At 59.8% G+C, this 13225-nt stretch carries 10 protein-coding genes and 1 tRNA gene; 9 read left to right on the top strand and 2 right to left on the bottom strand.

Translation table 11 applies throughout. The features are described 5' to 3' along the window. Positions 1-67: 67 nt before the first annotated feature. Positions 68-143, bottom strand: a tRNA-Arg gene (locus CS903_RS06235). A gap of 276 nt (positions 144-419) precedes the next feature. On the opposite strand from CS903_RS06235, the gene CS903_RS06230 reads away from it, so the two are divergent. The 5 genes from CS903_RS06230 (at position 420) to CS903_RS06210 (ending at position 5364) form a co-directional block, all read left to right on the top strand. Then, positions 420-1517, top strand: a complete 1098-nt coding sequence (locus CS903_RS06230; RefSeq protein ID WP_099332697.1) for an iron-siderophore ABC transporter substrate-binding protein — start codon at positions 420-422, stop codon at positions 1515-1517. 113 nt (positions 1518-1630) lie between these two features. Next, positions 1631-2587 (top strand): FecCD family ABC transporter permease, encoded by a 957-nt coding sequence (locus tag CS903_RS06225; RefSeq protein WP_242491779.1) that lies wholly within the window; start codon positions 1631-1633, stop codon positions 2585-2587. Further along, positions 2587-3600, top strand: coding sequence for a FecCD family ABC transporter permease (locus tag CS903_RS06220; RefSeq protein WP_099332696.1), 1014 nt, complete (start codon positions 2587-2589; stop codon positions 3598-3600). Before CS903_RS06225 ends, CS903_RS06220 begins: the two co-directional genes overlap by 1 nt. Further along, the gene (locus CS903_RS06215) at positions 3597-4406 is read left to right on the top strand and encodes an ABC transporter ATP-binding protein (protein WP_099332695.1); all 810 of its coding nucleotides are present in this window, start codon (positions 3597-3599) and stop codon (positions 4404-4406) included. The genes CS903_RS06220 and CS903_RS06215 overlap by 4 nt, the downstream gene beginning before the upstream one ends. Further along, the gene (locus CS903_RS06210; RefSeq protein WP_164996700.1) at positions 4396-5364 is read left to right on the top strand and encodes a siderophore-interacting protein; all 969 of its coding nucleotides are present in this window, start codon (positions 4396-4398) and stop codon (positions 5362-5364) included. The genes CS903_RS06215 and CS903_RS06210 overlap by 11 nt, the downstream gene beginning before the upstream one ends. Positions 5365-5382: 18 nt before the next feature. Here CS903_RS06210 and CS903_RS06205 read toward each other — a convergent pair whose 3' ends face one another. Then, positions 5383-6255: an HAD family hydrolase gene (locus CS903_RS06205; RefSeq protein WP_099332693.1), complete on the bottom strand. Its 873-nt coding sequence runs from the start codon at positions 6253-6255 to the stop codon at positions 5383-5385. A gap of 189 nt (positions 6256-6444) precedes the next feature. On the opposite strand from CS903_RS06205, the gene CS903_RS06200 reads away from it, so the two are divergent. The 4 genes from CS903_RS06200 to CS903_RS06185 all read left to right on the top strand — a co-directional run bounded on the left by CS903_RS06200 (position 6445) and on the right by CS903_RS06185 (position 13099). Continuing rightward, positions 6445-7899 carry a SpaH/EbpB family LPXTG-anchored major pilin gene (locus CS903_RS06200; protein ID WP_099332692.1) on the top strand — a complete coding sequence of 485 codons (1455 nt, stop codon included), beginning with the start codon at positions 6445-6447 and terminating at the stop codon, positions 7897-7899. Beyond that, positions 7889-8803, top strand: coding sequence for a class C sortase (locus CS903_RS06195; RefSeq protein WP_164996699.1), 915 nt, complete (start codon positions 7889-7891; stop codon positions 8801-8803). Before CS903_RS06200 ends, CS903_RS06195 begins: the two co-directional genes overlap by 11 nt. Before the next feature lie 201 nt (positions 8804-9004). Continuing rightward, entirely contained in the window at positions 9005-10249 is a 1245-nt protein-coding gene (locus CS903_RS06190; RefSeq protein WP_099332690.1) for an MFS transporter, read from the top strand. 132 nt (positions 10250-10381) lie between these two features. Further along, entirely contained in the window at positions 10382-13099 is a 2718-nt protein-coding gene (locus CS903_RS06185; RefSeq protein ID WP_099332689.1) for a cation-translocating P-type ATPase, read from the top strand. Positions 13100-13225: the final 126 nt, after the last annotated feature.

Here is a 13225-nt window from a genome sequence, read left to right as displayed (position 1 = left end):
GCTTCCTCTGCTGGTTGAGACTCGAATCGTGATTCAGTAGGGACCGAAGACGATTCGGCATTTAGGTTGGCACCCCCGACAGGACTCGAACCTGCAACCGACGGATTAGAAGTCCGTTGCTCTATCCATTGAGCTACGGGGGCACGGGCGTTTCCACCCGGTGAAAAGAATACTGTGTCGTCCGCCCTCAACCCAACCTGGCGTCGCCAGCGCATCCTTAATCACTTTCCTGTTTCGTTTCCCACTTCGTGACCAACGAGTTTGACAAGTTAGGTTACCCTTATCAAAATTGCCAACGAGATCGTTGTGAAAATATAGAGTTGGTTCTGGCGCTTTATTAGCCTTGCTTTCTCCTTGAAGCGATGCGACGACCTTTCGAGATCCCCTCTCGACCACAAACCACCTATAAGGGAGACCCGATGTCCAAGCTCAAAGCAGGTCTACTTCCCGTTGCCGCACTCACCGCGTTGACGCTTGCAGCATGTACAAGTGGTGGTACGAGCAGTTCCGAAATGTCAGCAGATGCGGTCGGACAGAGTGGGTCCGACCTCGAAACAGGCTCGACCTCAGCAAACTGTGAGGTCGTCCCCGACGGAACCTTCCCCATCAGCATCGAGCACGTCTATGGCACCACGACAATCACGGAAAAGCCCGAGCGGATCGCAGCTGTCTCCTGGTACAACCAGGAGGTTCCGCTGGCCCTGGGAGTAGCCCCGATCGGCATGGCCCCCTCCTACTGGGGTGACGACGACGGAGATGGGATCCTCCCCTGGGTCGCTGAAAAGCTCGATGGGCTAGGGGCCGATAAGCCGCTGCTCTTTGACGAGACCGATGGCATTAATTTTGAGGCCGTGGCCGCAGCTGAGCCCGATGTCATCCTCGCGTCCTACTCGGGAATCACCCAGGAGCAGTACGACACTCTTTCCAAGATCGCCCCCACCGTCGCGTACCCGGACATCCCCTGGGGGACCTCAATGGCGGACATGATCTGCATGAACGCCAACGCCATCGGCTTGTCAACCTCGGGAGCAGAGCTGTACCAGGACCTCGAAACGCAGGTCGCAGCCGCCCTCGACGAGAACCCCGAGTTGAAGGATAAGAAGGTCCTCTTCACCCTGATCGATGCGGCGGACACCAGCTCTATCCTCTACTACACGCTGAACGACACCCGCCCGGGCCTCCTCGCCTCAGCCGGAATGCCCCAACCCGAACAGGTTGTCAAGGCCACCGAAGCGGGAGATGAGTTCTTTACGACCATTTCTTCCGAGCAGGCCGACGTGTTTGATGATGTCGACGTCATCGTCACCTATGCAGACTCCGAAGAGGCCGGTCGCGCGCTGTTCGAGAACGACCCGATCCTCTCCAAGATTCCCGCGGTTCAGAACGGTAACCTAGTCGTCCTCATCAACAACACGCCGCTAGCGACAGCCGCTAACCCCTCACCCCTCTCAGTGTCCTGGGGAATCTCCGACTACTTCGCCCTGCTCAACAGCACAACGTCGCAGTCCGCGAACTAACCGCTACCAGAACGAGCCGTCCCGACGTGACCGCGACCCTGCCTACTCAACCGAAGATCGAGCGAGCCCACGGAAACACGGCTGCGCGCAATCTTCTCGTTCTGGCAGGGTCGTTGGCACTCGTTTTGGTGCTGGTCGTCCTGTCCGTCTCCACTGGGTCACGCCAGGTGACCTTCGATGAGATCTACGCCGGGGTCACCGGTTCGGCTCAGACCATTGCCGAGGTCGCAGTCGCGAAGCGGGTCCCGAGGACGTTCCTTGCCCTCCTCGTCGGGGGCTCCCTGGCCCTTGCGGGCCTCGGCATGCAGGCAGTGACCCGTAACCCCCTCGCTGATCCGGGAATCTTCGGAATCTCCAACGGCGCATCACTCGCCGTTGTCCTAGGCATGGTTTTTCTAGGAACCAGTAACCCCTATCTCCAGATGGGGCTGGCCGTTCTGGGGGCAGCCGTGGCGGCAGTACTCGTTTTCATCATTGGTTCCGCGGGTCCCGGCGGCGCATCCCCGCTGAAACTGGCCCTTTCCGGCGCCGCGACCGCAGCCGCACTGGCTTCTCTGATCAGCATCGTCCTCCTTCCCCGAGTTGAGATGCTGCAGAACTACCAGTTCTGGCAGATCGGTGGAGTCGGAGGCGCCACCTGGGACAAGGTCGCAACAATTACCCCGGTCCTCGCCGTTGCCGCACTTGCCACCTGGGCTCTGTCACGACGCATGAACGCTCTGGCTCTGGGAGATGACATGGCCCGCGGCCTCGGAGAGAGTGTCTGGGCTTCGCGAGTCTACATCGCCCTCGCCGCTGTGACGCTGGCTGGGGTGGCGACTGCTGTAGCAGGCCCCATCGGTTTCGTCGGCCTGGTCATTCCCCACTTCTGCCGCCTGATCACAGGTCCGGACTACCGCATGCTCGTTCCTTTCTCGATGCTGACCGGTGGGGCTCTACTTCTCGGCGCGGACATTGTCGGTCGCATTGTCGCCCGTCCCCAAGAGATCCAAGTCGGAATCCTCACGGCCCTTATTGGCGCGCCTTTCTTCGTGTGGATTGTGCGCCGCCAAAAGATTAGGGAGCTGTGATGAGCCCCCAAACCCACCTCATTCGCCAACGTCGCGCCGCGGTTGCAACCGGGACGACGGTTGCTCTCGTCCTCGTACTCTTTTTCCTCACCCTGATGCTGGGTGAGCAGGTGGCGTCACTGAAGACCGTGTTCTCCGCGCTGTTTGGGAACGGCGAGGGCGGGCAAACCTTCGTTGTCCGTGAGCTGCGCCTACCCCGAGCCACGCTGGGACTGCTGGCCGGGTTGGCCTTCGGACTGGCGGGCATCACCTTCCAAACCATGCTGCGCAATCCCCTGGCGGCCCCCGACATTATCGGCATTACGAGCGGCGCCAGCACCTTTGCGGTCTTCGCCATCATCGTTCTCGGCCTGACTGATCTCTGGGTTTCGGGTTTCGCACTGGCAGGCGGCCTTTTCACTGCCCTGGCTGTCTTCGGTCTCTCACACGGGGCCGGTTTCGCGGGTTTCCGAATGATCCTCATCGGCATTGGTTTTGGTGCGATGTTCAACGCGGTCACCCAGTGGGTGCTTTCGAAGGCCGCTTCGTGGGATCTGCAAACCGCTATGCGCTGGCTGACAGGAAGCCTGAGTGGCGCTTCCTGGCGCGGCGTCCTCATCCTCGGGGTCACACTGGTGATCTTCGGCGGGTGCCTGTTCTACCTGCGCCGTGACCTCGACCTCTTGCGCCTAGGTGATGACACTGCGCGCGGCCTCGGGGTTCATGTCACTGCAGTTCGTGCCGGACTCATCATCAGCGCCGTCGCCCTGCTCTCTGCCGCCACCGCAACAACCGGGCCAATCGCGTTCGTCTCATTCATGGCAGGCCCGATTGCCAGTCGGATTCTCGGCCCGGGGCGCCCTCCCCTAGCCATGTCGGCCCTGATCGGCGCTGCACTTGTTCTGGCGGCGGACCTCATCGCGCAGAACCTGTTTGCGGCCACCTACCCGGTCGGTGTCATTTTGGGGCTCGTCGGCGCCCCCTTCCTGATCTACTTGCTAGTGCGCGTTAACAAGGGAGAAGTGAGGCCATGAACGAATCCCAGCAACTTCCGGGGCTCTCGACCAGTCACCTTTCCCTCGGCTACGGGGATGGCGACATCATCCACGACCTCGACCTCGTCATTGAGCCCGGCGGAATCACCTCTATTGTCGGGGCCAACGGGTGTGGCAAGTCGACGCTCCTTCGTGGGCTGGCCCGCCTCCTTAAGCCAACTTCTGGGGAGGTCGTCCTCAACGGTCGGTCGATTTCGTCGATCCCCACCAGGGAGGTGGCCCGCACCCTCGGCCTGCTCCCCCAGTCGGCCCTGGCCCCGGAGGGCATCACGGTTTTCGACCTCGTCTCACGAGGACGCCACCCCCATCAGGGCCCGTTTGCGAAGTGGAGCGCAGCCGATAGCGATGCCGTCAAGAGTGCGCTTCTGGCCACGAACACGGTTGACCTGGCGGATCGGGCAGTTGATGAGTTGTCCGGCGGTCAGCGTCAGCGGGTGTGGATTGCCATGGTTCTGGCGCAGCAGACGGGGATCCTCCTGCTGGATGAACCCACCACGTTCCTTGATGTCGCCCACCAGCTGGATGTTCTCGAGCTTCTCAGCGACCTCAACAAGAACCTGCACACAACCATCGTCATGGTGCTGCACGACCTCAACATGGCGGCGCGCTACTCCGATCACCTGATCGCGATGCGTGGCGGAGAGGTCTACGCCGCGGGCAAACCGCAGGATGTGGTCACCAGGCAGCTGGTGGGTGACGTCTTCGGCCTCGACGCCATGATTATTCCCGACCCCGTGTTCGTAAGTCCCATGGTGGTTCCGATTGGGAGGCCCCGTGCCCAGTAGTTCAGAGGTCTCGGTGGAACCCCCACTCCATACCGCTCCCCTGCCCGCGTTCCAGTTCACCCGGGTTACTGTCACCGCGGTAGAGCAGATCTCCCCCTCTTTCAAGCGCGTCACTTTCGGCGGTGTAGCACTGCGCACTTTCGGTAATCCCCACAGGATCCTGGATCAGCGCATCAAACTGATTTTCCCCAGCGCAATGGGGTTGCCCAACCTCAATTCGACCTCGACATACGCGGAATGGACAGCCTTGTCCCCGTCATCCAGGGGTGACATGCGCACCTACTCGATCCGTGATCTCGTTGTCGGCGAGGACGGCTCGAGCTCCCTCGTGATTGACTTCGCTCACGGGACCTCGACGGCCGAGGTCGGACCCGCAGCCCGGTGGGTAGCTAGTGCCGCCCCGGGGCAACAGCTACTCGTCTATGGACCACGGCGGGGGCGCCTTGACGGCGGCGGCATCGAATATCACCCCGGGGACGCGCAGAACATCCTCATCGTTGGTGACGAAACTGCGGTTCCGGCGATCTCTCGCATCCTTGAGGAAACTGCGTCCTCGCCCGCCAACGTCCTCGCCCTTCTTGAAGTCCCCACTGAGGCAGACTTCCTCGACCTGGCTGTGGGTAATCACCAACGGATACGGTGGCTCGCTCGGGATGAACGGGAGGTAGGTTCCTCTGTCACACCTGTCATTCTCCGCCACCTCGGTCTCGACGGTGTGGAAGACGTTACCCCGCAGGTCGAGGACGTTGCCCCCCTGGACGACGACCCTGTTTGGGAAACCGCCTGGTTTTCCAACATCGAGCCTGAACCACGGTCCCTAACGGACCATGCCCTTCGTTCCCACTACTTCTGGATAGCAGGGGAATCACGCATGGTGACGAATCTTCGTCGCCACCTTGTGCGGGATCTAGCAGTCCCCCGCGAGCGGGTGGCTTTCATGGGCTACTGGCGCAGGTAAGGGTATCGTCGGAGCCCGTTAGGACTTGCGACCGAGGACCTTCTTCGAACCCTTCTTGCCGCTCTGGAAGAGCAGATAGGCGCCAGCGGTGGCGAGTGCGGCCACGGAGGCTCGACCAGCCCAGCGCAGGGCGAGATCTCGGCGTTCATAAGCGCGCACAATCTGCCACCCGTTGTCCTTCGCGTGATGGCGCAGGGCACGGTCCGGGTTGACGGCCACGGGGTGACCGACTGTGGAAAGCATGGGTATGTCACTTGAAGAGTCTGAGTAGGCCCAGGACTTTTCAAGGTCAAGGTTCTTTTCTTCAGCAACCTCGAGCACCGCATCGACTTTGGCTTGTCCGTGAACAATCCCGCCGTCCAGTTCACCCAGAATGATTCCGTCCTCGACCTTCGTCTTGGTGCCAATCCCGCCTATGGCACCCAACCGGTGAGCGAACTCTTCAGCGATGATCCATGGGGTCGCGCTGATGAGGTAGACGGTGTGACCGGCATCGACATGCTGCTTCAAAAGCGCGTAGGTGACCTGGTAGACCTTGGGAACGAAGTACTTCTCATAGATGACCTCGCCGATCTTCGCCATGTCTTCGACGGAGTTACCAGCGACTATCTGCGCCGCCCGGGTAGAGAAGTCATCAATCTTGTCCTGGTTCTCACCAAACAGCATGTAGGCGAAAGTTTCGGCTGCCACGTAGGCGACCTCGCGCAGGCCGAAAGGTGAAAACCGGAACATCTCTTTGGCAGCCCAGTAGATACTCGCACCGCGAACCAGCGTTTCGTCCACGTCGAAAAACGCACCGATCCTCGCGGGATCTATGGCGCCTTCATCTACACCGAGGTCTGGAATGACATCAGAGGATTCGGCCGCTACATCTACTTCGCTTTTGCTCATAGCCCCATCCTACGTAGCCGCGTCAAACGGAACCCCAAGTTCCCGAAGTCCGGCACTATCCACAGGCTCGGCAAAAGTAGACGACATGACCGTCTCCCAGTTGGAAGTGTGGTCGAGGCCGACGGTGGCTCACTTACTAGGTATGAGCTGACCGCCGACTGGCCCACCTAACCCAGAAAGGTTCTCACTTTGAGCAAACACAGTATTGCCGGCCTCCTGACCGCAAGCGCTCTGCTTGCAGCCTCTGCCACGACTGCGAGCGCGGCACCCCCAAACTTGATCCCAGATGATGCCATGGGAAGTATCACCATTTACAAGTTCGTTCAGCCACCCTCCTATCTTCCGGACAACCAGGGCATGGCGGTTACTTCAGGAAGTACCAGCGGTCTCACTCCCCTATCGGGAGCCACCTTCCGTATCCAGCAGGTCAGCGGTATCAACCTGAAGTCAAACCCCGGTTGGCAGGAAGCGCAGGCCCTGGTTGACAGTTTTGATCCGCTCGATCCAGGTACCATCACCCAGTCGGGACACACCCTCACCGGCGCGAAAACGCTGATCACTGACGTTCAGGGCATCGCAAAGTTCTCCAGCCTGCCCGTTGGCCTGTACCTGGTCGAGGAGACTGCCGCCCCGGAAGTTGCCCCCAACGCAGCTGTAACCAAGTCGCTGCCGTTCCTCATCACCGTGCCCCTCACGGACCCCTCGGACCGCAGCAGCTGGGTGTACGACGTCCACGCCTACCCCAAGAATGTGATCAGCGAGGTCGAAAAATCTGTCACCGACGCCCCCATCTATGCGCTCGGACAGGAGATTACATACAGCATCGACTCGACCATTCCCGGAGGTGCGCAGACTACGAAATACATCGTCACTGACCAGCTTGATCCAAAGTTGAAGTACCTCTCAACCAACGTTCGCGTCTCCGGAACCCCGACCGCCGACTTCACCGCCACCCACACCGGCGGCCTCGTCACCGTGACCCTGGGGGCATCGGCCCGCAAAGCCGCCTTCGATGCCCTCCAGACCAACCCCTCTGCGAAGGTGACGGTGAGTCACACGGCTCAGGTCATTGCAGCCGGCGAAATCGCCAACGATGCCACTCTGACATTCCAGCGTGAGGACGAACATGTCACCGAAGTCCCCTCCACGGTTGTCGAAACCAAGTTCGGGGGCATCAACGTCTTCAAGAAGGACCGAGATGGAAAGTCCCTTGCCGGAGCCATCTTTGAGGTTCACGCTTCTCACACCAATGACTTCTCCACCGCAGCCAAGGTCACGGTTAATGGAACCGGACAGTGGCAGAGCGGCGCCGACGGCAAGGTGACCATCAGTGGTCTGCGCTACTCAAACTGGGCTGATGGCAAGCAGACTGCAGTGGGAGAACCCGGCTACAACCACTACTGGCTAGTTGAGACCAAGGCTCCAGCAGGCTTTGAACTGCTTGCAAAACCCATCCCCTTCACCGTTACCAGTCAGATTGAATCCGCAGCCACGATAGAGGTGGTCAACACTCCCCACAATGCCGGAGGCACGTTACCCCTCACTGGTGCGGCAGGAACCACAGGAATCATCATTGCCGGACTTGCCCTCATCGCAGTTGGTGGTGGGGCCGTGGCATTCTCCAGGTCGAGGCGTGAACTCTGACCTGAGGACCTCCCCCCACCCCAGCCGCAGGTCACTCAGGGAAGCCCGCCCTCGGCAAAAGAAGGAACCCGGCCACAGTCACGCCAAGCTCATCATCGGCTTGGTCGTGATCGTGGTTGGGCTCCTCCTGCTCACCTTCCCCGCAGTGGCAAAATGGTGGACCAACGCGGGCCACTCACAAGACCTTGCGGAGTACTCTCTGGCACAACCACCAGACCGCGATGAGAAGTTCGCGCTTGCGGTTAGCGCTAATGAGGCAGGGGATCTCAGCGGGGCTGGGCGTGCACTGGAGCTGGAAGGAAGCCGTGTACGAGCCCGAGTCCAGGTCCCTTCAGTTGGAATCGACCTTCCGGTCTACGCTACCTCCAGTGAAGAGAACCTGTTGAAAGGTGCGGCAATCCTCGAGGGCACCAGCCTCCCTGTTGGCGGTAGCGGCACTAGTGCCGCAATCACCGCGCACTCAGGAATGATAACCGCCTCAATGTTTGACGCCCTTCCACAGTTAGGCCTGGGAGACCTGATCTACATCGACGTCCTCGGCCAGACCCTGACCTACAGCGTGGTTGACCATGTGGTTGACACACCGGAAGACGGCCTCCACCACCTGCGCGCCCAGCCGGGTCGGGACCTACTGTCCCTTGTCACCTGCACCCCTTACGGGGTGAACACCCACAGGTTGCTAGTGATCGCAGAGAGGGTGGAAGCGATCGCTACCCACACTGAAAACCCCATTGCAATCCCCCTCGAAGGACCAGTCATACTGGGTAAAACCCCTGTCACCACAGCACTGATCGTGGGCACTCTGCTCACACTCGCACTGGTTGCCAACTCCGTCCGCAAGCGACGCAGCAAGCCTTACGAAGCGAACCAGAGTTTGTCGCCTGCCCATGCCGCGGCGCCTTAGGACCTGCCTGATAGCAGGATCTCGAGGCCCACCAAACCTTGAGTTTCTGAGCCGGAAAGGATTTCCAAAAGGAACTCCACTACCCGCTAGCGAGCGGACGCTATAACAGCGTCAGGTTACTTGGGCTCTCACCTCGCGCAGCAACGGCTGGGTCACCTATGATCGGATCCGGTCAAGATTGCAAAGATGCAAGGAGTGCGGATGAGTAAACCAGCAGCCCGCCTGCTGGTACGTGCCCGGTTCCTCATGATCGCGGGCCTGGTTGTATCAGTCTTAGGGAACCGTCTAATTGACGGAACCTTCAACGGTCTAGTAGCCGCGGGCCTGATCGCCTCAGTTGCGTTGGTGCTACTTGAATCGCTGAACGAGGTCGTAGTCTTCGCATTCCCGCTCTACGCGCGGGTGCTGAAGCGGTTCTCGCCAGACACAGCGATGATCGTGTCTGACCTAACGGAGGCAGTTGTTTCAACCGTCCTCGTTATAGTGATTCTTCTGATCCCCGACTGGGCAATAGGCTCTGTCATCTTCTATCTCATTTTCACAACGCTTCTGCTCCCGGTCACAGATATCTCTGAGGAAATGTACGGGGCGAAAGTTGCTGAGGTCGAGCCTGAGGCGAACCTCCGGTTTAATGCCCACCTCCACTCCCTGCTCGCCTTCAGTGGGTTCGTGATTGCATCCCCTTTGGGTGCTTTCTTGGCAGGCATCTCAATCCCTCTGGCTCTGGGTATCAACGTTGTCTTGTCGTTGATCGGAGCCTTCATCAGGGGGAGGGCTCGGAAGAAGTACCCCATGGGAGCCATCGTAGATGTCGACATGGACGACTTCGAGCTGGTCGGTTCAGGTATGCGGGCCAGGCAGTTCTTCCATGACTTGTTCGCATCTGGTCCGACCTCACCATTGATTGAGTTCGGACTGAGCATGGTTTCCTCATTGACCGGAACATTGATGCTGGTCTGGGTGGCACGCCAGGCATCGATCCCGACCACTGATGCCATGGCGCTAGTAGTCGCGGTGTTTGGAATCTCTGCCACCCTGGGCCCGCAGGTTGGGCGGTTCATGGGCCACTACTTCGGGACAGCAAGATCACTCAGACTCACCGCGGTCCTGTCAGCCCTCAACCTGGCAGTCCTACTAGGCGCCCTCCTCCTTGGTGATCCCGGGTTCATCTGGGGAAGCATCTTTATTTTCGTGAACGGGACCCTGAGCCGTTCGCGCGCCGTTCTCCTTCAATCGCACCGCCAAACCTTCTTCAGGGGTGAGCAGTACACCCGCATCATGAGCTGGTCGTTCACTTTCGGTGCCGCCGGAACTATTATCGGGCTCAATCTTGGCTACTTCGCCGGTCTACCCGAAGACCCACGTCTGGTCCTAGCCATTGGCATCATCCTGTGGCTGATCCTCTACCCCTTCGTCACATCCTCCAGAGGTTCCAAGGCCCGTTAAGTCTCCAGCTGCGACACCCTGACGCACAAGTCCCCTAAAGGAAAAGTCCACCTTCCTGTCTCTTCGTTGTCGCGTTCGTGAGGGCAGAACGGCGCGTGAAGTAAAATAGGCGCATTCTTCGAAAGGCCGAACATGACCCAGTCTTCGCCGCCCAGTGTCTCTGCTCCCGGGGACACCGCCTTTTTCGCGATCTCACCCGAGGAGAGTTTGACAGCTCTAGATACCTCCTCGGACGGGCTAACCTCCGCACAGGCACAGACCCGTTTGGAGGCCGTTGGGCCAAACGCCCTTGACGCCAAGAAGGGCAAACCCGCAATCGTGCGGTTCATGATGCACTTCGATGACGTCCTCATCTACATCCTGCTTGGCTCTGCGGCCCTGAAAGCCATCATTGGCGACTGGGTGGACTTCGCGGTAATCCTCGCGGCTGCGGTCATCATCGCCTTGGTCGGATTCATCCAGGAAGGCAAAGCTTTGGACGCGTTGGAGGGCATTAAGAAGATGCTTTCCTTGGAAGCGCGGGTCCTTCGGGATGGATCCTGGGTGAAGGTACCTTCGGAAGACTTGGTTCCCGGAGACATCATTCGTGTGTCTGCGGGGGATCGGGCGCCGGCCGATGTGCGGATCCTGGAAGCGACGAACCTGCGGGTTGATGAAGCCGCGCTGACAGGAGAGTCCGAGCCGAGCGAGAAGGACAACCGCTCCGTAGGCGTCGACGCCGGAGTTGGCGACCGGTCCTCAATGCTGTTCTCTTCCACCATCGTCTCCAGTGGCACGGCTATCGGGGTCGTTACCGCAACCGGGATGGCCACAGAAATCGGGCGGATCACCGCGATGGTAGACGAGGTCGAGGATATGGAGACTCCCCTCGCCCAAAAACTAGGCCTTCTAGCGCGGCGGATATCGTTAGCCATCGGGATAATCGCCCTGATCATCGTGGTAGTTGGGCGCGTTGTCTACAACATGAGCATTGACGACCTCGCCTCCGCGGCGATTAGCTTCGTGGTGGCGGCAGTGCCGGAGGGTCTGCCCGCCCTCGTCACCATCACCTTGGCTCTGGGTGTTAAGCAGATGGCTTCCAACAATGCGATCACACGCAAGATGACTGCGGTGGAGACACTGGGATCGGTCACGACTATCTGCTCCGACAAGACTGGAACGCTGACGCAGAACGAAATGACCGTACGGGAAGGGGCGACCCGCGACCAGATCTTTGAAGTCACCGGTGGCGGCTACTCCCCCGTTGGCAATGTGCTGGTTGATTGCGAAGTTGTTGATATCAATACTCACCCACGCCTAGCTGAACTCATCGGGGCCGGCGCTGCTACGAGCAACGCGGAGATCCAACAGAAAGATGGGGAATGGACGCTGGTCGGCGCCCCGACCGAAGGTGCCCTGACAACCCTGGCCCGCAAAGCGGGACTTGCTTCGCAAAGCGTGCGACTCGCAGAGATCCCATTTGATTCCGAGCACAAGTTCTCCGCCTCCCTCGACCAGATGCCCGACGGATCACGCGTCCTGCACGTTCTGGGCGCCCCCGACAGAATCATGGCCCGCTCCAACTGGGAAGTGGATAGCGACGGCACGAAGCACCCAGTTGATGAGCCGGGTTGGGACGAGTACAACGCGGAGCTTGCGAGCCACGGCCTCCGTGTTCTTGCCACGGCAAGCCGGGACGCCACCGACCTCGACCCCAAAACCTTGAGTCTTGATGATGTTCAGGACCTCACCTTCCTCGGCCTTTTTGGGATTGTCGACCCACCCCGCCCCGAAGCCGTTGCTGCTATCGCCAAGGCGCACGGTGCGGGAATCAACGTCAAGATGATCACCGGCGACCACTCAGGAACAGCGGTGGCAATCGCCCAAGAGCTGGGAATCGCGGAGCGAGATGGCACTCCGGCAGAACTCGCGATCACCGGCGCAGAGATCGAAGCCATGACGCAAGATGAGCTACGTCAGCGCGTCAAGGACGTGAATGTCTTCGCCCGAACCAGCCCCGAACACAAGATCCGCATCGTGAGGGCCCTGCAGTCCCGCGGTCAAGTGGTGGCGATGACCGGAGATGGAGTCAACGACGCACCCTCGGTGACGCGCGCTGACGTCGGTGTCGCAATGGGAATCAAGGGAACCGAGGCCACCAAGGAAGCCGCCGACATCGTCCTCGCCGATGACAACTTCGCCACGATCGAGCGCGCTGTTGAAGAAGGTCGGCGCATCTTCGACAACATACGTAAGTCCCTGGTGTTCCTCCTCCCCACTAACGGCGCCCAGTCCCTGGTTATCCTGGTTGCTGTCCTCTTCGGGGTGACCCTGCCGCTGGCCCCCGTCCAGATCCTCTGGATCAACCTAATCACCGCGGTGACTCTTTCGCTGCCGCTCGCCGCGGAACCGGCCGAACCCGGCATAATGAATCGTCGTCCGCGCGACCCGGATGAGCCGCTACTTAGTGCCCGCCACCTGCTGATCATCGCTCTTGCTTCCGTGCTTATTGGCGGACTGACGTTCGGAGTCTTCCTCTACGCCTCATCCCACGGACAAACTCACGCGCAGGCCCAGACCACGGCTGTCACCATGCTGGCTTTCGCGCAACTCGCTTTCCTGTTCTCGTCCCGGTTCATCAACACTTCCGCGCTGACGGTTCGTGTCCTGACCGGTAACCGCTTGATTTGGTTGGCGGCTGGGATCATGATCGCCCTGCAACTGGTGTTTGTGTATACGCCGTTTATGCACACATGGTTCGGGTCGGCTTCCATCGGTCTGCGCGCGTGGGGGCTCATCTTGGGGCTGTCCCTGGCGACGTTCCTCGTGGTTGAGGCTGCAAAGGCGGCCCTGATGAAATGGCTGCGATAGGGAACTAGAGTCTAACCCTGCACCTTTGCTCAAAGTAACGAGCAACTTTGCCTGTTATTATGGTGTAAATCTCAAGAAATGCTTGGGACACCACGCATAGAAGCGGGGGAAACACCGAAGAAACTT

This window comes from Actinomyces minihominis, assembly GCF_900187855.1.
Lineage (GTDB): Bacteria > Actinomycetota > Actinomycetes > Actinomycetales > Actinomycetaceae > Scrofimicrobium > Scrofimicrobium minihominis.
The sequence above is the reverse complement of the archived record's forward strand: the minus strand, read 5'-3'. Positions and strand labels throughout refer to the sequence as shown.